Raw genomic sequence first — 20,982 nt, forward strand, 5'->3', positions numbered from 1 at the left:
GTGACGCAAGTCCCACACAGCCGGGAACACTTGCGACATGCTCAGCGTCTGCAAGAGTGGAAGCTACGAACACTTCAGGAGCCGGGGCGACCCCGCATCGGCAGCAGTGCCGAAGTGATCGTGCTGGATCGATGGCATCGGGCAACCGGTGCCGGGACGGAGGGAGACTCCCATGACATCACCCACGCTCGCCCGCCCCGAATTGACCGCTGCCGACCGTTGCGACCGGTGCGGCGCCGCAGCACAGGTACGAGCGATCCTCGCCTCCGGGGGTGAACTGCTCTTCTGCGGTCACCACGCCCGGGAGTACGAGGGCAAGCTCAAGGAGATCGCGGCGGAGATCCAGCGGTAACGGACTCCACAAGCTGGGAGGCGAGCGCTCGCGCAGAGCGCTCGCCTCTTCTTGTTTCGTCATCGCTCCTGGGGGCAGAGCCCCCAACCCCACCGCACAAGCTGGGAGGCGAGCGCTCGCGCAGAGCGCTCGCCTCTTCTTGTTTCGTCATCGCTCCTGGGGACGGAGCCCCCAGACCCCACCCCGGGTGCGAGCCCACGGACCCCCGGCGGTGGTGCCGTCGGGTGGTCAGGTGCGGGTTCCGCGGGAGTGGGTCACCAGGAGCGGAGGGTGACGATCCGCTCCTCCAGCTGCTCCACCGACGCCATCGCGGTGGGCGGCCCGCCACAGGCACGGCGCAGCTCGCTGTGGATCGCGCCGTGCGGCTTGTTCGTGCGGTGGTGGTACATCCCCACCAGGGTGTTCAGCTCCTTGCGCAAGGCGGCGATCCGCTCGGACACCGACTGCGACCGCGCGGGCGCCGCCGCCGGCGTCTCCGCCGGCGGCTTCCGCCGCTTCCCATCGGCCAGCTGCTCCTCCTGCCGCTTCCGCAGCAGCGCACGCACCTGGTCCGGCTCCAGCAACCCGGGCAGCCCGAGGTACTCCTGCTCCTCCTCGCTGCCGGCGAACACCGCGGTGCCGAACGAGTTGCCGTCGTAGATGACCTGGTCCAGCTCGGCCGAGGCGCCCAGCGACGTGAACGCCTTCTCCTCCTCGCCGGGCTCGTCCTCGGTGCGGTTCGCCTGCGCGAGCAGCTCGTCGTCCCAGCCGTCCTTCTCCCGGTGCGGCTTGCCGAGCACGTGGTCCCGCTCCGCCTCCAGCTCGCTCGCCAGCTCCAGCAGCACCGGCACGCTCGGCAGGAACACGCTCGCCGTCTCGCCCTTGCGCCGCGCCCGCACGAACCGGCCGATGGCCTGCGCGAAAAACAGCGGCGTCGACGCGCTCGTCGCGTAGACCCCGACGGCCAGCCGCGGCACGTCGACGCCCTCGGACACCATCCGCACCGCGACCAGCCACCGGTCGTCGGAGTCGGAGAACTCGCCGATCCGCTTGGTCGCCTTCGGGTCGTCCGACAGCACCACCACCGGGTTCGCCCCGGTGAGCCGCGCCAGAATCGTCGCGTACGCCCGCGCCGACTCCTGGTCGGTCGCGATGACCAGCCCGCCGGCGTCCGGGATGCCGCCGCTGCGCAACTGCTGCAGGCGCGTGTCCGCGGCCTGCAGGACCGAGGGCACCCACTCCCCGCCCGGGTCGAGCGCCGTGCGCCACGCACGGGCCGTCTGCTCGGCCGTCAGGGGCTCGCCCAGACGCGCCGTGAACTCCTCACCCGCGCTGGTACGCCAGGACGCCTCGCCCGAGTAGGCGAGGAACACGACCGGCCGCACGACGCCGTCCGCGAGCGCGTCGGCGTAGCCGTAGGAGTGGTCGGCCTTGCTGCGCAGCGAGCCGTCAGCGTCGGGCTCGTAGCTGATGAACGGGATCGGCGAGTCGTCGCTGCGGAACGGCGTCCCGGTCAGCGACAGGCGGCGTACGGCGGGCGTGAACGCCTCGCGCACCGCGTCGCCCCAGGACTTCGCGTCGCCGCCGTGGTGGATCTCGTCGAGGATGACCAGCGTCTTGTAGTTCTCCGTGCGCACCCTGTGCAGCGTCGGATGGGCCGCGACCTGCGCGTAGGTCAGCGCCACGCCGTGGTAGTCGCGGGAGGTGGCGCCCTGGCCGTTGCGGTAGTTGGAGTCGATCGCGATGCCCGCCGCGGCCGCGGCGATCGCCCACTGGTGCTTCAGGTGCTCGGTGGGGGTGACGATCGTGACCCGCTCGACCGTCCGGTCGGACAGCAGCTCGGCCGCGATCCGCAGGCCGAACACGGTCTTCCCGGCGCCGGGGGTCGCGACCGCGAGGAAGTCCTGCGGCTTCGTGGTGAGGTACTTGGTCAGGGCGCGCCGCTGCCACGCGCGCAGCGGGCGGGGTGTCACGTCCTGTTCGGGCTCGGGCGCGACGAAGCCTCCTGTTGTCCCGTTACGCTGGGCCGTGTCCGACAAGGATGGTCCCCCTCCTCTCGCCGATCCCGGATGCCACATGCGAAAACCCTCACGAAATGGGCCGGCCGCGATGCCGGGCGGGAGTGAGGGCGCCCGGAAGAGACTACCCGTCGCGGCCGCCGCGGGCCGTCATCGGCACGGCCGAGTGGAACACGCCACACCGCCGACGCGCCAAATGCGCCCGGATGGACCATGCTGGACACGAGATGAGTGACACGACCACGCCCCCGCCCCCGAAGAAGGGCGCCCGGCGGCTGATCTCGCGCACGTTCAGCAAGGCGTGGGGCGGCAACATCTTCTCCGAGTCGGCCGAGGCCGCGTTCTGGCAGACCCTCTCGCTGCCGCCGCTGCTGCTCGGCCTGCTCGGCAGCCTGGGTTTCATGGGCGACTGGTTCGGCCAGGGCTTCGTGACCACGGTGCACGACAAGATCATCAAGTTCTGCGACCGGGTGTTCACCGGGAACGTGGTCAACCAGATCATCGAGCCCACGGTCGACGACATCCTGACCATCGGCAAGGGCGAGATCGTCTCGGTCGGCTTCGTGATCTCGCTCTGGGCAGGCTCGTCCGCGATGTCCTCGTTCGTCGACGCGATCACGGTCGCGCACGACCAGTACGGCGTGCGGAACGAGGTGTGGCAGCGGATCTTCGCGCTGCTGCTGTACCTGTGCGGGCTCGTCCTGCTGGTGATCGGGCTGCCGGTGATCGCGATCGGGCCGGACGTCCTGACCGACCTCTTCCCCGACTCGTGGCGCCCGACGCTGTCGACCTGGATCGGCATCGGGTACTACCCGGTGCTGGCGGTGGGCCTGATCCTCGCGCTCGCGACGTTGTACAAGCTGGCCCTGCCGCGCCGGCTGCCATGGCACCGGGGGCTGCCGGGCGCGGCGCTGGCGATGGTGATCTTCCTGCTGGCCAGTGTCGGGCTGCGGCTCTACCTGGCCTGGATCACCCGCACCGGCTACACCTACGGCGCGCTCGCGACGCCGATCGCATGGCTGCTGTTCACGTACTTCATCGGGATGGCCGTGGTCGGCGGCGCGTACTTCAACAGCGCCATCCAGGAACTGTGGCCGGCCAAGATGACCCGCCGCCGGCGGCGCAAGTGGCGGCGGCTGGAGCTGGAGCGGCTGGAGCACGGGAACGAGCAGGGCGCCACCGCGGCCACGCCTCCCGGCGAGCAGGAGGCCGGGCCGCCGGAGAAGCACCCGCGGCAGGAGGCCGGGCCGCCGGAGAAGCAGGAGACCGCGCCGTCAGAGGAGCACCCGCATCCGCGACAGGAGGCCGGCTCCCTGGAGGAGCACACGCCCCAGGACACCCGCGCGGGGCAGCCGCCCGCCTGAGGCTCCGGCGGGCGGCTGCCCCCGTAGAACAACCCGACTTCGCGGGCGGTCAGTCCTTCGGGCCGGGGCGGAGGCCTTCGAAGATCTCCTTGCACGCCGGGCAGACCGGCGAGCCGGGCTTGGGCGACCGCGTCACGGGAAAGACCTCGCCGCACAACGCCACCACGTGCGTGCCCATGACCGCGCTCTCGGCGATCTTGTTCTTCCGCACGTAGTGGAACATCTTCGGCCGGTCGGAATCGGTGTCTTCGTCTTCGGTGCTCTCGGGCCGGGTGTCGACCTCGGGCAAAGTCGTGGTGCTCATGTCTCCATGATGCCGCAGCGACGGCCGGACGCGAAGACTGCCTTTGCCCTGTACCTACTAGTAGGTACACTCGCGTCATGCCTCTCGTACGGATCGACTCCTCCCCCGCCCACGAGGACGAGACCCTGGCCGCCTTCGGCGACGTCGTGCACCAGGCCCTCGTCGACACGATCGGCGTTCCGGAGGACGACTTCTTCCAGGTCATCACCCGCCACGAAGCCGGACAGCTGCGATACGACCCCGGCTACCTCGGCGTCTCGCGCGACGACGGGGTCGTGTTCGTCGGCATCACGCTGCGCGGCGGGGCGCCTGTACGAGCAGAAGAAGGCGCTCTACGCCAGGATCGCGGAGCTGGCGAAGGAGCGCACGAGCATCGAGCCGCGCAACATCCTGATCGCCCTCACCGAGAACCAGCAGGTCGACTGGTCCTTCGGCGAGGGCGTGGCGCAGTACCTGGGCTGACCCGCCGCGAGCCGCGCGGACCACGTGTCTGAAGATGGTCCGTCGTGACCCAGATTTCCCTTTCCGGCGAGGTCGCCGACGCCGTCAACAGCGGCAGGGCCATCGTCGCGCTCGAAAGCACCATCCTGTCCCATGGCCTGCCGCCCGGCCGGAACCTCGACGTGGCCCGGCGGCTGGAGGAGACCGTCCGGGCGGCGGGCGCGGTCCCCGCGACCATCGCCGTCCTCGACGGGACACCGGTGGTGGGGCTGTCCGCGGCACAGCTCGACCGGGTGTGCGCCCCCGACGCCGACCTGGACAAGCTTTCGCTGCGCGACCTGGGCCCGGCGATCGGGCTGGGCCGCTCGGGCGCGACCACGGTCGCGAGCACCTCGGCACTGGCCCACGAGGCCGGGATCGGCGTGTTCGCGACCGGCGGCCTCGGCGGGGTGCACGTCGGCGCGAACGAGTCCTGGGACATCTCCGCCGACCTGGGCGTGCTGGCGCGGGTGCGCACGCTGGTGGTCTGCTCCGGGGTCAAGTCGGTGCTCGACATCGCCGCGACGCTGGAGGTCCTGGAGACCAACTCGGTGCCGGTGCTCGGGTACCGCACCGACGACTTCCCGGCGTTCTACCTGCGCTCGTCACGGTTCGCAGTGCCGTGGCGGGTCGAAGACCCGGCGCAGGCGGCCGCCGTGGTCGCGGCCCACCGCCGGTACTCGGGATCCGGTGCCCTGCTGGCGAACCCGATCCCGGTCGAGTCCGAAATGGACGGAGCGCTGCACGACAGGTTGCTCGCCGAGGGACTGGACCTGTTGCGCAGCAAGGACGTACGCGGCAAGGACGTCACCCCGGTGCTGCTGGAGCACTTCCACACCGCGAGCGGTGGGGTGAGCCTGGACGCGAACGAGGCGCTAGTGCTGTCCAACGCGAAGCTCGCCGCCGAGATCGCCGTGGAGCTGGCGTGAAGGTGATCGTGGTCGGCGACGCCGGCCTGGACGTCGTGGCGCGGCACGACCAGGCGGTCGTGCACGGCGGGGACTCCCGCGCCACGATCCGGCTCGAGGGCGGCGGGGCGGGCGCGAACACCGCGTTGTGGCTCGCCTCGACCGGCACCGAAACCACGTTGCTCGCCAGAATCGGGGACGACGCGGGCGGCAGGCTCATCCGCTCGGAGCTGGCGGCCGGCGGCGTGGAGTGCGCGTTCGCCGTCGACGCCGAGGCCCCGACCTGCTGTGTCGTGGTGCTCGTCGACGGCGACGGCCAGCGCAGCATGCTGCCCGACCGCGGAGCGAACGCGCGGTTCCGCGCCGAGGATGTCGACAGCGCGGTGCTCGCGGGTGCGGCGCACCTGCACCTGTCCGGGTACGTGCTCCTCGACCCCTCGTCACGGCCGGGCGGGCTCGCGGCACTGGCGGCGGCGCGGGAGGCGGGGCTGACCACGTCGGTGGATCCGCAGGCGGCAGCGTTGCTGACCGATCCCGCGGCGTTCCTCGACGACGTGCGCGGGGTCGATCTGCTGTTGCCGAACACCGACGAGCTGGTCGCGCTCACCGGGTCCGCGGATCCGGCCGCGGCCGGCGCACTGCTGGAGATCGTCGGCGCCGTGGCTGTCACGACGGGACTGGCGGGCGCGAGCTGGGTGGACGCGGACGGCGTGGTGAGCGTGCCCGCGGAGGACGCCGAATGCATGGACTCGACCGGCGCAGGCGACGCTTTCGACGCCGGCGTCCTGTCCGCGTGGCTGGCCGGAAAGTCCACAATGGACGCTCTACGCGCGGGCGTCCACCTCGGCGCCCGCGCCGTCTCCAGGGTCGGCGCGCAGCCCCGGGGAGCGTCCTGCTAGCCGTCGATGACGCGGTGCTCGCGGTGCTCGATCTGCGTTGCCTCCCGCTGGTAGCGGCTGACCTCCTCCGCCTTGCGAGGCGGCCGGTCGTTGGCGATCAGCACCGCGATCCACGGCAGCGGGATCGAGATCACGACGAACAGCAGCGCGAGCCACCAGGTGTGGTAGAACACCCCGGCCAGGATCAGGCACGGAAACCGCATGCCCATCATCACCATGTACTTACGCTTGCGGGCGGCGTGTTCTTCTTCGTAGGAGGGTGCGGCCTCGGTGATGAGAACCGGGTCGGCGCCGTCGTGCGAGTCCCGGGACGAATTGTTCACGGTGAGCACCTCCTGCACCATCGTCCCACTCGAAGGGCCGGGGCGATACCTCGGGCGACGGTTCAGATGCCGCACCACCGAACGCAGAGCCGCTCGAAGATCTCCACCGACTGCGCGAGCCGCGTCACCGAACACCATTCGTCGGTCACGTGGGCCTGCTCCGCTTCGCCGGGCCCGCAGATGATCGTCGGGACCCCGCCGAACGCCGGGGTGAGCACCGATGCGTCGGTGAAGTACGTCGCCGCGCGCGGCTCGTTCCGCTCACCCGTCACGGCAAGGACGATTTCCTCGGCCGCGCGGGCCCATTCGTCGTCCGGGTCGGTCCAGACGGGCGGCAGGTCGACCAGCGGGCGCAGCTCGACCTCCTGGCCGGCGACGTGCGCGAGCTCCGCGAGCACGGCGGCGTGGTCCTGGCCCGCGACCGTGCGGACGTCGACGGTCGCGACGGCCCGGTCGGGGACCGAGTTGGTGTTGAGCCCGCCCTCGATCGTGCCCACGTTGAAGGTCGGCGGCCCCATGATCGGATGCGGCCGGGCGTCGAAGCCGTGGTCCGCGAGCCGCGACACCGCCCTGGCCAGCTTGTAGACCGCATTGTCGCCCAGCTGCGGCATGGAGCCGTGCGCGGTGACCCCGGTGGCCACCGCCTCCAGCCAGAACGCCCCTTTGTGGCCGTGCACCACGGCGTTCGACGTGGGCTCCGCGATGACCAGCGGCCCGCTCGGCTCGTCGAGGACGGTTTCGGCGGCGTGCCGAGCGCCGAGCGAGCCGGTCTCCTCCGCCGAGGTCAGCACCAGCCGCAGCCCGGCGCGCTTCGGCGCGTGCGCGGCGATCTCGACCGCAGCGAGCACGATCGCCGCGACACCGCCCTTCATGTCGCTGGAGCCACGGCCGTACAGCCGGTCGCCGTCGAGCTCGCCGAACGGCTCGTGCTGCCAGGTGACCGCGCCCAGTGGGACGGTGTCGACGTGACCGGACAGGCACAGCGGCGGCGTGGCGAGGTCGGTGTGCCACTCCGCCACGAGCGTGCCGCGCCCCGGCTCGTGCTCCGCGACCGCGACGACGAAACCGACTCCCTCCAGCAGTGGCGCGAGCACCTTGAGCGCCGCCGTCTCGTCATGGCCGATCGTGTCCAGTCCGACCAGGGAACGGGTGAGGGCGACTACGTCGGTCATCGTGCCTCCGTCGTGGGATCGCGGGCGTGCCTCCCGATCATCCCCCACTCACAGCCCGGTGGCGCCGTCGATCCGTTCGCGCAGCAGGTCCGCATGGCCGTCGTGCCGGGCGTACTCCGCGATCATGTGCACCAGGATGTAGCGCAGTGACACCGGCTCCCCCGTGCCGAACACCCTGCCCGTGTCGTCGAGGGACGAGCGCGCCACGATTTCGCGCGCCCTCTCGCATTCCGCGCGCCACACCGCGAACGCGTCCTCGACATCCCCGTCGAGGCGGACGAAGTCCTGGTCCGGCTCGTCCTCGGAGGAGTACAGGTGCGCCACGTCCTCCCCGGCGAACCGCGTCCGGAACCACCACCGCTCGGTGCCCGCCAGATGCCGCACGAGCCCGTGCAGACTGAGCGCGGACGGCGGAACTGTCTTCTCCGACAACCGTTCCGATGGCACGCCGGTGCATTTCAGCTCGAAGGTCTGGCGGTGCCAGTCCAGCGTCGAGCACAGGATCTCGCGTTCGGTGCCGTTGCGCGGCAGCTTCGGCCGCGCGAGTGGCTCAGTCACGCGACGACCATGTCAGAAGGCACCGACAAAAACGCGAGCGCGCCGGTGACCAGGGTCTCCACCCCGGCCCGCACGGTCGGTTCGAGCACCGGGGCGAACAGCGAGGAGTGGTTCGACGGCACGTCCCGCTCGAACCGGCCCGCCGCGATCGCGGTCAGCACCTGCTCCGGGTCCAGGCCGCCGACCAGCCAGAACACCGACGGCACCCCGGCCGCGCGACCGAACTCGCTGAAGTCCTCGCTGCCGGTCACGAGCGGCGCCTCCAAGACCCGCTCGGCGCCGAAGTGCTCCCGGAACACCGACGTCAGTCTGGTGTTCGTGCCCTCGTCGTTCGCGGTCACGGGGAAGCTCGCGATCGGGGTGATCTCCGGCGGCTCGGGCGCGCCGGCGGCGACGGCCTCGGCCCGCACGATCCGCTCGACCGCGGCCAGCACCTTCTCGCGCACCTGCTCGTCGAAGCTGCGCACGTTGACCTCGAGCACCGCGTCGTCGGCGATGATGTTGTTCGCCGTGCCGACGTGCAGCTGCCCGACGGTGACCACGGCCGACTCGGTCGCGGAGATCTCCCGGGAGACGATGGTCTGCAGCCGCATGACCACCGACGCCGCCATCACGGCCGGGTCAATGGTCGTCTCCGGCCGGGAACCGTGCCCGCCCCTGCCGTGCAGCACGATCCGCAGCGCGTCGGTGGCCGCCATGATCACGCCCGGCCGGGTCAGCACCCAGCCCGCGGGCCCCGGCACGACATGCTGGCCCAGCACCACCGAAGGCAGCCCCGCGAGGTCGAACAACCCGTCCCGCAGCATCGCCTTCGCACCCGAACCCCGTTCCTCCCCGGGCTGGAAGACGACCAGCAGCGTGCCCCGCCAGGACTCGCGTGCCCGCGCGAGCACGTCCGCCGCGCCGGAGAGCCAGGTCGCGTGCATGTCGTGCCCGCACGCGTGCATGACCGGTACGTCCTTGCCGTCCTCGTCCGTCCCGTGCGCCCGGCTCGCGTAGTCGAGTCCCGTCTTCTCCTCCACCGGCAGTGCGTCGATGTCCGCGCGCAGCATCACCACCGGGCCCGGCCCGTTGTGCAGCACCCCGGCCACCCCGGTGCCGCCGATCCCCGTGCGCACCTCGTACCCGGCTTCGGTGAGCCGCCGGGCCAGCTCTGCCGCCGTCCGATACTCCGCGAAGGACAGCTCGGGATTGCGGTGCAGGTCGACGTACAGCTCCCGCAAGGAGGGCAGCAGGCCCTCCAGCGGCGCAAGGACACTGGTCATCCCGCCATCCCAGCACACGCGTGCGAGGATCAGTCCTCGTGAATCCCGAGTTCTCCGACGATCTGCTCGCCCGGCTGCGCGAGGCCTTCCAGCGGACCCGCTACGACACCGACGGCGTGCTCGCGGCGCTCGGCGGGGCGGCGCACGCCGCACTGGGCCGGGGCGAGCCGGAGCTCGCGTTCCGCGCGAGCCAGGACGCCGGGGAACTGGGCACGCTGATCCGCCTCCTCCTACTCGGCAGCGCCGAACCGGCCGCCGAGGTCGAGGCCGCGCTCGCGCCCGTCCCGGTCGCGGACGCGCTCTCGGCCGGGCTCCTGACGCCTGCGGGCGAGTCGCTGCGAGCCGGGCTCGACGTGCGCCCGCACGGCACTGGGGATACCCCCGCCAATGCGGGCGTAGCCGGCCGGGGAGAGCAGGGCGAGTGGTGGGTCATCTCGGATCTGGACTCCGACCTGCTGGGCGGCGAGGTGCCCCCGGAGCACGTGCTCGGCGTCGGGCACGCGTCGCTGAGCCTCGTCCGCGCCACGATCCGGCGCCCGGTGGGCACGCTGCTGGACCTCGGCACCGGCTGCGGGGTGCAGGCCCTGCACGGGGCGCGGCACGCACAGCGGGTGACCGCGACCGACGTCTCCTCGCGCGCGCTGGCGCTGGCCGACGCGACCTTCCGGCTCAACGAGGTCGATGTGGAGCTCCTGCGTGGCGAGTGGTTCTCCCCCGTCGCGCGGCGGCGGTTCGACCAGGTCGTGTGCAACCCGCCGTTCGTCGTCGGCCCGCCGCGGGTCGACTACACCTACCGCGACTCCGGCCTGGCCGGGGACGACGCGTCCGCGCTCGTCGTCCGGCAGCTCCCGGCGTTCCTCACCGACGGCGGGATCGGGCAGCTGCTCGCGTCCTGGCTGCACGTCGAGGGCGAGGACTGGGCCGACCGGGTGACGCGCTGGCTGCCCGCGGAGACCGACGCGTGGTTCGTGCAACGCGACGTGGCCGACCCTGGGCTGTACGTGGGTACCTGGCTGCGGGACGCGGGCATCGACCCGAGCTCTCCCGAGGGACGCGCGAAGGCCGGGGCCTGGCTGGACTGGTTCGCCGACAACAAGGTCCAGGGCGTCGGGTTCGGCTTCGTGACGCTGCGCCGCGCGGAGGTCGCGCACCCCACGATCGTGTGCGAGGACCTGCGCCAGGCCTTCGACGATCCGCTGGGCCCGGAGGCGGCCGGCTGGCTGGATCGGGTCGCGTGGCTGCAAGAGCACGGTGACGAGCTGCTCGAGACGCGGTTCCGGGTGCCGTCCACGGTCCTGCTGGAGAGCGTCGCCGGACCCGGCGACGAGGGCTGGGAGACCACGATCCGGCGCCTGCACCGGACGGACGGGCCGGGCTGGCAGCACGAGGTCGACGAGCCGGCCGCGGCGCTGCTCGCCGGTTGCCGGGGCGCGCTGCCGTTGTCGGACCTGCTGGAGCTGCTGTCCTTCGCACACGGGGGCAGCGCGGAGGAGCTGCGGGAGGCGGCGTTGCCGATGATCCGCGAGCTGGTGCGGCACGGCATGGTCGAGCCGGCATGAGGACTGCTTGCAGGTCCGAATCATCGGACACCACGCCGGCCTACGCGAAGACACTGCCGCGGCTTGCCGCGTCCGACGAGGAGGCTGCGTGAGGGCTGTCGTCGCGCGCGTCAGCGAGGCGAGCGTCACGGTCGGCGACGAGGTCGTGGGCGCGATCGCCGAACCCGGGCTACTGGTGCTACTCGGCGTGCACAAAGACGACAGGCCGGACAAAGCGGTCGTGATGGCGCGGAAGCTGCACGAGCTGCGCATCCTCGGCGACGAGGAGTCGGCGGCCGAGACGGGTGCACCCCTGCTCGTAGTGAGCCAATTCACCCTCTACGGAGACACCCGCAAAGGACGGCGTCCATCGTGGAGCGCCGCGGCGCGGCCCGAGGCGGCGCGACCGATCTTCGACGCGGTCGTGGCTGAACTTTCCCGGCGCGGCGCCCGTGTCACCACTGGAAGATTCGGCGCGAAGATGGCGGTGGCGAGCGTGAACGACGGCCCCTTCACGGTCCTCGTAGAGGTCTAGACCAGTCGCTCTCTCAGGGGAACCTCAGGTTTGGTCGAGCAACCGGACCGGGCGCAACCCCGTCCGTCGTTCGAGAAGCCGGGAACGTTTTGGGGACCGAGGGCGTTGACGCAGATGTACGGCTGAGAGGCCGGGTTCGTGCGCCGGGTTCCACAGGCGCGGCGCACGACGCACAACCGGTGTGACGCACCACGTGTCAGCCCGTGACCGGGGAGGCAAACATGTCAGTACAGACTCTCGAGCGGAAGACTCGGCGGCCCCGCGAGCGGGCCGTCCGCGAGCCCGCCTCCGAGCCGGCTCTCGAGTCCAGCGTACGCGTTCCGCCGAACCTCGACGCGGACCTCGACGCACAGGGTCCCGCGGCCGACCTCGTCCGCGTGTACCTCAACGGCATCGGCAAGACCGCGCTGCTCTCGGCCGCCGACGAGGTCGAGCTGGCCAAGCGCATCGAAGCCGGCGTGTTCGCCCAGCACATGCTGGAGACCGCGCCGAAGCTGTCCGACGAGCGGCGCGCCGAGCTCAGGGCCCTCATCCGTGACGGGCACCGGGCCAAGAACCACCTGCTGGAGGCCAACCTGCGGCTGGTCGTGTCGCTGGCCAAGCGCTACACGGGCCGCGGCATGCCGCTGCTGGACTTGATCCAGGAGGGGAACCTGGGTCTCATCCGCGCGGTGGAGAAGTTCGACTACTCCAAGGGGTTCAAGTTCTCCACCTACGCGACCTGGTGGATCCGGCAGGCGATCACCCGCGGCATGGCCGACCAGGGCCGCACCATCCGCCTTCCCGTGCACCTCGTCGAGCAGGTGAACAAGCTCGCCCGGATCAAGCGCGACCTGCACCAGCAGCTCGGCCGTGAGGCCACCCACGAGGAGCTGGCCGCGGAGTCGGGCATCCCGGCCGAAAAGATCGGCGACCTGCTCGACCACGCGCGCGACCCGGTGAGCCTGGACATGCCCGTGGGCACCGAGGAGGACGCCCCGCTGGGCGACTTCATCGAGGACTCCGAGGCGACCGACGCCGAGAGCGCGGTCATCTCCGGCCTGCTGCAGGACGACCTGCGCCGGGTGCTGGGCACCCTCGACGACCGCGAGCAGTCGGTGATCCGGCTGCGCTACGGCCTCGACGACGGGCAGCCGCGCACGCTGGACCAGATCGGCAAGCACTTCGGCCTCTCCCGGGAGCGGGTCCGGCAGATCGAGCGCGAGGTCATGGCGAAGCTGCGCCAGGGCGAGCGTGCCGAGCGGTTGCGCGCCTACGCCAGCTGATCACCCTGTGAAACTGTCGCTTTACCCAAACGGCAGCGTTGACATATGACGTAGGTCACGAGACGGTCGAAGCAACGCACTCGGCGGACGCACGTCCTTCCCTGTGCGAGCTTCGCGAGGGGCGCTCCGGCGCCCACTCGCTTTCCCCGGAAGGTCGGGTCCGTCGGGGTGGGCCCGGCCTTCCGACTATTTCCCGGGTCCTCCGCGCACCGGAGTAGTTCTTCCCCACACCGCACGGTCAGCGCCAGGTTTCGCGTTGTAACGTCGGTTCCCACCCGAACCGCCGCGCAAGGGAGCCGTGCGTGACCGCCACCACCACCTCGTTCCAGTACACCGACGTGCTGCCGCTCGCCCCGGACAACCACACCGAGTACCGGCTCGTCACGCCGGACGGCGTCCGGGTCGTGGAAGCCGGCGGGCGCAAGTTCCTCGAAGTGCAGCCCGAAGCGCTGACCCAGCTGGCGCGCACGGCCATCACCGACATCCAGCACCTGCTGCGCTCCTCGCACCTGGCGCAGCTGCGCGCGATCGTCGACGACCCCGAAGCCAGCGGCAACGACCGGTTCGTCGCGATGGACCTGCTGCGCAACGCCGCCATCTCCGCGGGCGGGGTGCTGCCGATGTGCCAGGACACCGGTACCGCGATCGTCATCGGCAAGCGCAGCGAAGGCGTGCTCACCGGCGGCGACGACGAGCGGGCGCTCGCCAGGGGCGTCTTCGACGCCTACCAGGAGCTGAACCTGCGCTACTCGCAGATGGCGCCGGTGAACTTCTGGGAGGAGCGCAACACCGGGACGAACCTGCCGGCGCAGATCGAGCTGTACCACAAGGACAACACGGCCGGCCAGTCCGCGCCGTCGTACGAGTTCCTGTTCATGGCCAAGGGCGGCGGCAGCGCGAACAAGACGTTCCTGTACCAGGAGACCAAGGCCGTGCTGAACCCGAAGCGGCTGGCCCGGTTCCTGGACGAGAAGCTGCGCGGCCTCGGCACCGCCGCCTGCCCACCCTACCACCTGGCGATCGTCGTCGGCGGCATGTCGGCCGAGTTCAATCTCAAGACCGCCAAGCTCGCCTCCGCGCGCTACCTGGACGACCTGCCGCAGGAGGGCTCCGAGCTGGGCCACGGGTTCCGGGACGTGGACCTCGAACAGCAGGTGCTGGAGATGACCCGGCAGTTCGGCATCGGCGCCCAGTTCGGCGGCAAGTACTTCTGCCACGACGTGCGCGTCATCCGGCTGCCCCGGCACGGCGCCTCCTGCCCGGTCGGGATCGCCGTGTCCTGCTCGGCGGACCGCCAGGCCAAGGCGAAGATCACCGCCGACGGCGTGTTCATCGAGCAGCTCGAACGCGACCCGGCCCGGTTCCTGCCGGAGGTCACCGAGGGCCAGCTGTCGGAGGAGGTCGTCAGCGTCGACCTGAACCGGCCGATGAGCGAGATCCGCGCGCAGCTGTCCGCGCTGCCGGTGAAGACGCGGCTGTCGCTGACCGGTCCGCTGGTCGTGGCGCGCGACATCGCGCACGCGAAGATCGCCGAGCGGCTCGACGCGGGCGAGGAGATGCCGCAGTACCTGAAGGACCACCCCGTCTACTACGCCGGCCCGGCGAAGACCCCGGAGGGCTACGCCTCGGGCTCGTTCGGCCCGACCACCGCCGGGCGGATGGACTCCTACGTCGCGCAGTTCCAGGCGGCGGGCGGCTCGCTGGTGATGCTCGCGAAGGGCAACCGGTCCAAGCAGGTCACCGCCGCGTGCCGCGAGCACGGCGGGTTCTACCTGGGCTCGATCGGTGGTCCCGCCGCGCGTCTCGCCCAGGACTGCATCAAGCAGGTCGACGTGCTGGAGTACCCCGAGCTGGGCATGGAAGCCGTGTGGAAGATCGAGGTGGAGGACTTCCCGGCCTTCATCGTGATCGACGACAAGGGCAACGACTTCTTCGCCGAGACGGCGGAGCCGGTGCTGCAGATCAGCTTCCGGAGCTGACCGGGAACATCCCGGCGAGCCGGTCGAGGGTCCGCTCGATCCCCTCCTTGTTCTTCCTGGGAAAGAAGCTCAGGCTGATCAGGACGGGGATCCGGGCGCTCGCCCAGTCGAAGGTCTCGGTGACCTCTGTGCCGCCCTCGACCGGCGTCAGCTGCCAGCGCCAGCGGTGGCCGTTGAAGTGGCGCCACGCGATGAGCCGGTTCTCCTCGTACTCCACGACGGTGTTGAGGATCTTGTAGGACGCCCCCATCTTCATGTCCATGCCGAACTTCGTGCCCAGCTCGAGCTTCGCGGGCCCACCCGGCTGAGCGGCCCGGACGGTGCCCGACCCGTCGAGCACCGGGTGCTTCGACGGGTCGGTGAGCAGCGCGAAGATCTCCTCGGGGGTGGCCGCGACGACGCGGGTGCCCGAGACCTGGCGGTTTCCCATGTGCGCAGCTTAGCTACTCATCGGTTCTGCTTCAGGCTGACGAGCAGCACCTTGCGCTGGCCGAGCGGGTCGCTCAGCGGCACCGACACCAGGGGGTAGCGGATGTCCATCGTGCACATCTGCCCCTGCACGGTGGACTGCGTCTCCCGCAGGTTGATCACGATCTGCTGCGCGGTCTCCTGCTGCACCTCGGCGGTGGCGCGGCCGCAGCCGCCCTCCTCGGCGCGGAAGTAGAGCGCCTTGCCGTCCGCGGTGACGAACACCTCCCGCGGGTAGTCAGCCGGCAGTTTGCTCGAGTCCACCTGCGTGGCGGGCACGACGGTGCTCCCCACCGGCGGGGTCTGCGAGCTGCCCGGACGTACCGGCAGCGCGGGCGACGGGGACACCGAGGTCGGCGGCGCGGGCGCGGCGGCACCAGGGCTGACGCTGTCCGGCCGCTGGCCGCAGGCCGTCGCGGTGACCAGGACGATTCCGATTCCGGCGAGCATTCCTTTCCACCTCATGACCGGAAGACGGAACTTCCCCGGCGCGGGGTTGCACGAAGGTTGGATGTGGATGTGGCAGAGCGGTCCGGCACCGCCGGTCCGCGCTCGCCTACCTCGTCTTCTCCAGACGCGCCAGCGCTTCCTCGTAACCCGCCACCAGTTCGGCCACGATCTCGGCGACCGGGCGGATCTTGTCCACCCGCCCGATGATCTGCCCCGCGGGCATCGACACCAGTCCCGGGTCGTTCGCCTCGTGCAACCGGTTGTGCGCGGGCGAGACGAGCAGGTTCTGCAACGGCATGGGCAGCGGTTCCGGCGCGTCCGGGGCCGCCCACGCATCGGTCCACCGGGTCTTGAGCAGGCGCGCGGGCTTGCCCGTGTAGATGCGGGTGCGGACGGTGTCGGAGGAGGTGGCCCGCACGAGTGCCGTCTGCATCGCCGCCGAGCTCGGCATCGTCTGCAGGTACTCCTCGGTGGCGAGCCACACCGACCCCATCCACACGCCCGACGCGCCCAGCGCGAGCGCGGCGGCCATCTGCCGCCCCGAGCCGATCCCGCCCGCGGCGAGCACCGGCGCGTCCACCGCGTCGACGATTTCGGGCAGCAGCACCATGGAGCCGATCTCGCCGGTGTGACCACCGGCCTCATACCCTTGTGCAACAACGAAATCCACGCCGTTGTGCACGTGACGGCGGGCGTGCTCGGCCTTGCCGGCGAGCGCCGCGACAGGCACGCCGTGCGCGTGCGCCTGCTCGATCACGTCGACCGGCGGCGAGCCGAGCGCGTTGGCGATCAGCTTGATCGGGTGCTTGAGCGCCACCTCGACGTGTGACCGCGCGACCGAGTGCAGCCAGCCGAGGACGCCTGCCCGCTCGGCGGTGTCCTCGGGCAGCTCGGGCACGCCCAGCTCGCGCAGCGTCCGCTCGACGAAGGTCTTGTGCTCGTCGGGGATCAGCTTGGTCAGGTCGACCTGGGTGCCCTCGGTGGGGATCTTCGCGGGCATCACGATGTCCACGCCGTAGGGCTTGCCGCCGGTGTTCGCGTCCATCCAGTCGAGCACGGCGTCGAGCTCGCCGGCCTCGTTGAACCGGACGCAGCCGAGCACCCCGAGCCCGCCTGCCCTGCTGATCGCGGCGGCCACGTGCTCCGAGGGGGTGAAGCCGACGATGGGGTGCTCGATGCCGAGCGTGTCGCACAGCGCGGTGCGCATGAAGCCTCCTACTGGACGGGCTGGTGTTCGGCCGCGTAACGCTGCGCCCATGGATAGTCCGGTTTACCACTGGGCAGCCGCCCGATTTGTTCGGCGATCCAGATCGTGCGCGGCACTTTGTAGCCGGCGATCTCGGTGCGGACGTGCGCCTCGATCGCGGCGAGGTCGGGCCGCTGACCCGGCCGGGTCTCGATGATCGCGGCGACCCGCTGCCCGAGCCGCTCGTCCGGGACGCCGATGACGAGCGCGTCGAACACGTCGGGATGCGACTTCAGCGCGCCCTCGACCTCCTCCGGGAAGACCTTCTCGCCGCCGGTGTTGACGCACTGCGAGCCGCGGCCCAGCAGGGTGACCGTGCCGTCCTCCTCGTAGCGCGCGTAGTCGCCGGGCACGACGTAGCGGGCCCCATCGGCCTCCACGAAGATCGCCTCGGTCTTCTCGGGGTCACGGTAGTAGCCCAGCGGCACGTGCCCGCTACGGGCGATGCGCCCGGTGACACCGGGTTCCCTTGGCAGCACCCGGTTTTCGTCGTCGAGCAGGACCGCGTCCTTGCCGAAGTTGACCCGCGGGCCCGCCGAGTGGTCGGCGTCCTTGGCGACCATGCCCATGCCGGTGAAGCCGCTCTCCGACGAGCCGATCGCGTCGGTCAGCACGACGTTCGGGAACGTCCTGAGGTACTCCTGCTTGACCGACTGGGAGAACAGCGCGGCGTGGCTGGACACCGCGACGAGCGACGATGCGTCGTAGCCGCCGCGGTGGTAGGCCTCGATGAGCGGGCGGGCCATCGCGTCGCCCACGATGGTGAGCACGTGCACCTTGTGCTCGGCCACCTGGCGCCAGATCTCGTCCGCGTCGAACTGCGGCACGAACACGACCGTCCCGCCGCCGAAGAGCGCGCCGAATGCGGCCCACTGCGCGGCACCGTGGATCAGCGGCGCGGCGGGAAGCCGGACGAGCGCGCCGTTCTTGCCGTTCTCCGCGAGCGTCCACTCGTCCGGGACGTACTCGCCGGTGACGAAGTCGATGCCGCCGCCCAGCGCGCGCCAGACGTCCTCGTGCCGCCAGACCACACCCTTCGGGTAGCCCGTGGTGCCGCCGGTGTAGAGCATGTAGATGTCGTCGGAGCTGCGCTCGCCGAAGTCGCGCTCGTCGGAGCTCTGCGCGAGCGCGGTCTCGTAGGCGACGCCGTCGAAGGGCATCCCGCTGTCGTCCTCGATGACTACAACGTGTTTCAGTTTCGGCACGTCCGGCAGGACGTCCGCCACCTTGTCGGCATAACGCTGCTCGTGCACCAGCGCGACGAGGTCCGCGTTGGTGAACAAGTACTTCAGCTCGCCCTGCACGTAGCGGTAGTTGACGTTGATCGCGATGGCGCGCAACTTGTACGCCGCGTACATCACCTCGGTCATTTCGATCGAGTTTCGCGAGTACACGCCGATGTGATCCCCCTTGCCGACCCCCGAGGCGGCGAGGTGGTGGGCGAGCCGGTTGGCACGGCGGTCCAGTTCCGCGTAGGTGACCTGACGACCGCCGCACACGACCGCGGGGCGATCCGGCACGGCGTCGACGGCGTGCTCGAGGAGATCCGCGATGTTGTAAGCCACTCAGCCAAAGTAGAACATGTTATTGTTTTGGGCAATGGCCCGTGGAGGTACGGATGGCTGAACCGCACGCACTGGTGGAACAACGCGGACACACGCTCGTGGTGACGATGAACCGGCCGGAGGCCCGCAACGCGATCACCGGCGAGATGATGGCGATCATGGTCGAGGCGTGGGACCGGGTCGACGAGGACCCGTCCGTGCGGTCCTGCGTGCTGACCGGCGCCGGTGGCGCGTTCTGCGCCGGCGCGGACCTCAAGTCCATGGCGCGGCACTCCCCCGCCGACTCCTACGAGCAGGGCACGTTCGACCCGGGCCGGATCGAGGGCCTGCTCAAGGGGCGGCGGCTGACCAAACCGCTCATCGCCGCGGTCGAGGGCCCGGCGATCGCGGGCGGGACGGAGATCCTGCAGGGCACGGACATCCGGATCGCCGGGGAGAGCGCGAAGTTCGGGGTGTCGGAGGCACGCTGGGGCCTGTTCCCGATGGGCGGTTCGGCGGTGCGGCTGCCGCGGCAGATCCCGTACACGGTGGCCGCGGAGATCCTGCTGACCGGACGGCACGTCACCGCCGCGGAGGCGAAGGAGATCGGGCTCATCGGACACGTGGTGCCCGACGGGACTGCGCTGTCGAAGGCGCTGGAGATCGCCGACCGGATCGCGGAGAACGGGCCGCTGGCCGTCCAGGCGATCCTGCGCACGATCCGGGACACCGAGGGCCTGCACGAGGTGGAGGCCTTCAAGCTGGAGGCACAGTACGGGCTGAAGGTCTTCCAGTCCGCCGACGCGAAGGAAGGCCCGCGCGCCTTCGCGGAGAAGCGCAAGCCGCGGTTCGAGGGCAAGTAAACCACGCACACGTACGTCCGCCGGAGCAGCATGCCCCCGAGGGGATCTGGCGGCTCTGGTTCCGCAACAACAAATGGGTGGGTTCTTTCGGCAGGACGGGCGGGTGTGGCGGTCGGGGACCATTGCAGCCGGGACAGGACGGCTACCACCAGCAGTGCTGTCATAGCCGGGTTGTCGGCAAACTGAACGGTCACGAGGAAGTCAGGATGCTGTTCTTCAACCCATCGACCTGGCAAAGTTCAAAGTCATCCCGCGGATCCTCGTACACTCTCTTCGCGATACCGATTTTAGCGAGGTGGCATTGTTCCACCAATTCGGTATCAAATCCACCAGAGTCCGGCATCGCAGGAACCTGCGACAGATCTTCCAGAACAGTCCATCCCGAACCGAGGTCAGCCAGGGAACGATGCTTCACCGAATAGTAGCCGGGGAGCACTGAGAGTGCGACGCCGCGCGCACCTGCTATTGCTCCAAGCAGATGAATATGAAACCGACTGGAGAGCCAGACCTGTGATTGCGAGGCCGGCAGTCCTCGCTGCCAGATTTCGTGGAACGAATAGAACCGTGCACCAGGAAACTCGTGGCGAAGCAGCGCATACACCTGCCGGTCTTGCCCAGGAATCGCCTCGACAAAACCTATGTTATCCGGGGATATGTTCCAAGCCTGCATCGTCGCGAGCGCGACGGCTGCCAATTTACCGATGCCAGCGTCCACAAGGTCGGCCTGCAGACACAGCATGACCTCCGGTACATCCTCCATGCCGCAGAGCGCGGACCGGGGGTCGAGAAAAACGTCATCCACGCCGCCCGCAATCCCCAGAACGGCAGCCGACATTTCGTCGCGGACGTCAACCACGTCGAAGTCCGCCACCAACCCCCGGACCAAGGCGATGCAGTCGGCATCGACCGGCGCCAGCCCTTGCCCGGTCATCACTGCACGGGCACCAGTAAGCCGCGCCGCCGCCGCAACCCCTGCAACCAACCCGAGATGCCTCGGCCACATGGTGTTGATGTAGCCCCCGCCGATCAAATGGAGCACGTCAGCATTTGTGAGCAGGTGGATGCCGAGCCGGTAACGCGGCGCCATCTCGGGGTCGGCCACCGTGTCCTGCAGCCAGGAGGCCACTTGCCAGGGATCGTCAGAGGGAGCCGCTTGACAGAGGCGCCAGAGCGTGTCGGTAAACCGCACTCGGGGATGGAGACCGGCTAGCAGCACGGCTGCCGGACCTGGCGTGTTCGTGTCCACCCAGACATCGGCTTCCGGAGCTATGTTCGCCAGGTAGCGGAGCCAGCCAGCAGCGATAAGTTCGTCACCGAGGTTCGGGTGTCCCGCCGCAGCGACAAGGTAGTACAGCGGCCGTCCCTCCCCGCTTTCCCCATGATCGGCTGAAGCAGTCTCATAAGACATCAAGCTATCCCTCGCTGTTGCCGGCAACATCCGCGCACACAGTGAACCCCGCCGCGCCTGGGGA

Annotated in this window: 21 protein-coding genes and 1 pseudogene; 11 read left to right on the plus strand and 11 right to left on the minus strand. The window is 70.2% G+C overall.

All coding sequences use genetic code 11. From position 1 onward, the window contains the following. Positions 1 to 172: 172 nt before the first annotated feature. Entirely contained in the window at positions 173 to 352 is a 180-nt protein-coding gene (locus LWP59_RS28900) for a DUF7455 domain-containing protein (RefSeq protein ID WP_144644919.1), read from the plus strand. 254 nt (positions 353 to 606) lie between these two features. Here LWP59_RS28900 and LWP59_RS28905 read toward each other — a convergent pair whose 3' ends face one another. After that, a complete protein-coding gene (locus tag LWP59_RS28905; protein WP_144644917.1) occupies positions 607 to 2,370 on the minus strand; it encodes a DEAD/DEAH box helicase in 1,764 nt (587 codons plus the stop codon). A gap of 206 nt (positions 2,371 to 2,576) precedes the next feature. On the opposite strand from LWP59_RS28905, the gene LWP59_RS28910 reads away from it, so the two are divergent. Next, positions 2,577 to 3,713, plus strand: a complete 1,137-nt coding sequence (locus LWP59_RS28910) for a YihY/virulence factor BrkB family protein (protein WP_191334817.1) — start codon at positions 2,577 to 2,579, stop codon at positions 3,711 to 3,713. Positions 3,714 to 3,762: 49 nt separating this feature from the next. Here LWP59_RS28910 and LWP59_RS28915 read toward each other — a convergent pair whose 3' ends face one another. Further along, on the minus strand, positions 3,763 to 4,017 hold the full coding sequence (locus LWP59_RS28915) for a DUF3039 domain-containing protein (RefSeq protein ID WP_144637749.1): 255 nt from the start codon (positions 4,015 to 4,017) through the stop codon (positions 3,763 to 3,765). Positions 4,018 to 4,094: 77 nt separating this feature from the next. Here LWP59_RS28915 and LWP59_RS28920 point away from each other — a divergent pair. From LWP59_RS28920 to LWP59_RS28935, 4 genes and pseudogenes are all read left to right on the plus strand, one after another. Continuing rightward, positions 4,095 to 4,178: pseudogene (locus LWP59_RS28920) on the plus strand (tautomerase family protein); the annotation flags it as partial. A gap of 190 nt (positions 4,179 to 4,368) precedes the next feature. After that, positions 4,369 to 4,479, plus strand: coding sequence for a tautomerase family protein (locus LWP59_RS28925; RefSeq protein WP_233922005.1), 111 nt, complete (start codon positions 4,369 to 4,371; stop codon positions 4,477 to 4,479). Between the two features lie 44 nt (positions 4,480 to 4,523). Next, positions 4,524 to 5,426: a pseudouridine-5'-phosphate glycosidase gene (locus LWP59_RS28930; protein ID WP_144637747.1), complete on the plus strand. Its 903-nt coding sequence runs from the start codon at positions 4,524 to 4,526 to the stop codon at positions 5,424 to 5,426. Then, on the plus strand, positions 5,423 to 6,304 hold the full coding sequence (locus LWP59_RS28935; protein ID WP_186383209.1) for a carbohydrate kinase family protein: 882 nt from the start codon (positions 5,423 to 5,425) through the stop codon (positions 6,302 to 6,304). The genes LWP59_RS28930 and LWP59_RS28935 overlap by 4 nt, the downstream gene beginning before the upstream one ends. Here the strand turns inward: LWP59_RS28935 and LWP59_RS28940 are convergent. The 4 genes from LWP59_RS28940 to LWP59_RS28955 are packed head-to-tail and all read right to left on the minus strand — an operon-like array spanning position 6,301 to position 9,622. Continuing rightward, positions 6,301 to 6,648, minus strand: a complete 348-nt coding sequence (locus LWP59_RS28940) for a DUF3099 domain-containing protein (protein ID WP_144637746.1) — start codon at positions 6,646 to 6,648, stop codon at positions 6,301 to 6,303. The two genes, LWP59_RS28935 and LWP59_RS28940, sit on opposite strands and share 4 nt — an antisense overlap. A gap of 41 nt (positions 6,649 to 6,689) precedes the next feature. Further along, positions 6,690 to 7,799: a M20 family metallopeptidase gene (locus LWP59_RS28945; RefSeq protein WP_144637744.1), complete on the minus strand. Its 1,110-nt coding sequence runs from the start codon at positions 7,797 to 7,799 to the stop codon at positions 6,690 to 6,692. A 48-nt stretch (positions 7,800 to 7,847) separates the two neighbouring features. Beyond that, positions 7,848 to 8,357, minus strand: coding sequence for a DinB family protein (locus tag LWP59_RS28950; protein ID WP_144637742.1), 510 nt, complete (start codon positions 8,355 to 8,357; stop codon positions 7,848 to 7,850). After that, positions 8,354 to 9,622: an amidohydrolase gene (locus tag LWP59_RS28955; RefSeq protein WP_144637740.1), complete on the minus strand. Its 1,269-nt coding sequence runs from the start codon at positions 9,620 to 9,622 to the stop codon at positions 8,354 to 8,356. Before LWP59_RS28955 ends, LWP59_RS28950 begins: the two co-directional genes overlap by 4 nt. Positions 9,623 to 9,660: 38 nt before the next feature. On the opposite strand from LWP59_RS28955, the gene LWP59_RS28960 reads away from it, so the two are divergent. The 4 genes from LWP59_RS28960 (at position 9,661) to LWP59_RS28975 (ending at position 14,939) form a co-directional block, all read left to right on the plus strand. Then, on the plus strand, positions 9,661 to 11,181 hold the full coding sequence (locus tag LWP59_RS28960; protein WP_144637738.1) for a DUF7782 domain-containing protein: 1,521 nt from the start codon (positions 9,661 to 9,663) through the stop codon (positions 11,179 to 11,181). Between the two features lie 88 nt (positions 11,182 to 11,269). After that, positions 11,270 to 11,695 (plus strand): D-aminoacyl-tRNA deacylase, encoded by a 426-nt coding sequence (dtd, locus tag LWP59_RS28965; protein WP_144637736.1) that lies wholly within the window; start codon positions 11,270 to 11,272, stop codon positions 11,693 to 11,695. Between the two features lie 221 nt (positions 11,696 to 11,916). After that, positions 11,917 to 12,960: a sigma-70 family RNA polymerase sigma factor gene (locus LWP59_RS28970; RefSeq protein WP_144637734.1), complete on the plus strand. Its 1,044-nt coding sequence runs from the start codon at positions 11,917 to 11,919 to the stop codon at positions 12,958 to 12,960. A 302-nt stretch (positions 12,961 to 13,262) separates the two neighbouring features. Continuing rightward, positions 13,263 to 14,939 (plus strand): fumarate hydratase, encoded by a 1,677-nt coding sequence (locus LWP59_RS28975; protein ID WP_144637732.1) that lies wholly within the window; start codon positions 13,263 to 13,265, stop codon positions 14,937 to 14,939. On the opposite strand, the gene LWP59_RS28980 is transcribed toward LWP59_RS28975, so the two are convergent. The 4 genes from LWP59_RS28980 to LWP59_RS28995 form a co-directional block, all read right to left on the minus strand. Continuing rightward, positions 14,923 to 15,369, minus strand: a complete 447-nt coding sequence (locus LWP59_RS28980) for an SRPBCC family protein (RefSeq protein WP_144637730.1) — start codon at positions 15,367 to 15,369, stop codon at positions 14,923 to 14,925. The genes LWP59_RS28975 and LWP59_RS28980 overlap by 17 nt on opposite strands. 17 nt (positions 15,370 to 15,386) lie before the next feature. Continuing rightward, positions 15,387 to 15,857: a hypothetical protein gene (locus LWP59_RS28985; protein ID WP_144637728.1), complete on the minus strand. Its 471-nt coding sequence runs from the start codon at positions 15,855 to 15,857 to the stop codon at positions 15,387 to 15,389. 106 nt (positions 15,858 to 15,963) lie between these two features. Next, complete coding sequence (locus LWP59_RS28990) at positions 15,964 to 17,064, minus strand: NAD(P)H-dependent flavin oxidoreductase (protein ID WP_144637726.1); 1,101 nt, start codon at positions 17,062 to 17,064, stop codon at positions 15,964 to 15,966. A gap of 8 nt (positions 17,065 to 17,072) precedes the next feature. Beyond that, complete coding sequence (locus tag LWP59_RS28995; RefSeq protein ID WP_144637724.1) at positions 17,073 to 18,668, minus strand: acyl-CoA synthetase; 1,596 nt, start codon at positions 18,666 to 18,668, stop codon at positions 17,073 to 17,075. Between the two features lie 53 nt (positions 18,669 to 18,721). On the opposite strand from LWP59_RS28995, the gene LWP59_RS29000 reads away from it, so the two are divergent. Further along, the gene (locus LWP59_RS29000; protein WP_144637722.1) at positions 18,722 to 19,510 is read left to right on the plus strand and encodes a crotonase/enoyl-CoA hydratase family protein; all 789 of its coding nucleotides are present in this window, start codon (positions 18,722 to 18,724) and stop codon (positions 19,508 to 19,510) included. A 190-nt stretch (positions 19,511 to 19,700) separates the two neighbouring features. Here the strand turns inward: LWP59_RS29000 and LWP59_RS29005 are convergent, their stop codons facing one another. Next, positions 19,701 to 20,918: a polysaccharide pyruvyl transferase family protein gene (locus LWP59_RS29005; protein ID WP_144637720.1), complete on the minus strand. Its 1,218-nt coding sequence runs from the start codon at positions 20,916 to 20,918 to the stop codon at positions 19,701 to 19,703. Positions 20,919 to 20,982: the final 64 nt, after the last annotated feature.

This window comes from Amycolatopsis acidiphila (genome assembly GCF_021391495.1).
GTDB lineage: Bacteria > Actinomycetota > Actinomycetes > Mycobacteriales > Pseudonocardiaceae > Amycolatopsis_E > Amycolatopsis_E acidiphila.

Coding starts and splice junctions, on each gene's coding strand:
- LWP59_RS28900 (WP_144644919.1), top strand. CDS start 173: ATGACATCACCCACGCTCGCCCGCCCCGAATTGACCGCTGCCGACCGT.
- LWP59_RS28910 (WP_191334817.1), top strand. CDS start 2,577: ATGAGTGACACGACCACGCCCCCGCCCCCGAAGAAGGGCGCCCGGCGG.
- LWP59_RS28915 (WP_144637749.1), bottom strand. CDS start 4,017: ATGAGCACCACGACTTTGCCCGAGGTCGACACCCGGCCCGAGAGCACC.
- LWP59_RS28940 (WP_144637746.1), bottom strand. CDS start 6,648: ATGGTGCAGGAGGTGCTCACCGTGAACAATTCGTCCCGGGACTCGCAC.
- LWP59_RS28945 (WP_144637744.1), bottom strand. CDS start 7,799: ATGACCGACGTAGTCGCCCTCACCCGTTCCCTGGTCGGACTGGACACG.
- LWP59_RS28955 (WP_144637740.1), bottom strand. CDS start 9,622: ATGACCAGTGTCCTTGCGCCGCTGGAGGGCCTGCTGCCCTCCTTGCGG.
- LWP59_RS28970 (WP_144637734.1), top strand. CDS start 11,917: ATGTCAGTACAGACTCTCGAGCGGAAGACTCGGCGGCCCCGCGAGCGG.
- LWP59_RS28980 (WP_144637730.1), bottom strand. CDS start 15,369: ATGGGAAACCGCCAGGTCTCGGGCACCCGCGTCGTCGCGGCCACCCCC.
- LWP59_RS28985 (WP_144637728.1), bottom strand. CDS start 15,857: ATGCTCGCCGGAATCGGAATCGTCCTGGTCACCGCGACGGCCTGCGGC.
- LWP59_RS28990 (WP_144637726.1), bottom strand. CDS start 17,064: ATGCGCACCGCGCTGTGCGACACGCTCGGCATCGAGCACCCCATCGTC.
- LWP59_RS29000 (WP_144637722.1), top strand. CDS start 18,722: ATGGCTGAACCGCACGCACTGGTGGAACAACGCGGACACACGCTCGTG.
- LWP59_RS29005 (WP_144637720.1), bottom strand. CDS start 20,918: ATGTCTTATGAGACTGCTTCAGCCGATCATGGGGAAAGCGGGGAGGGA.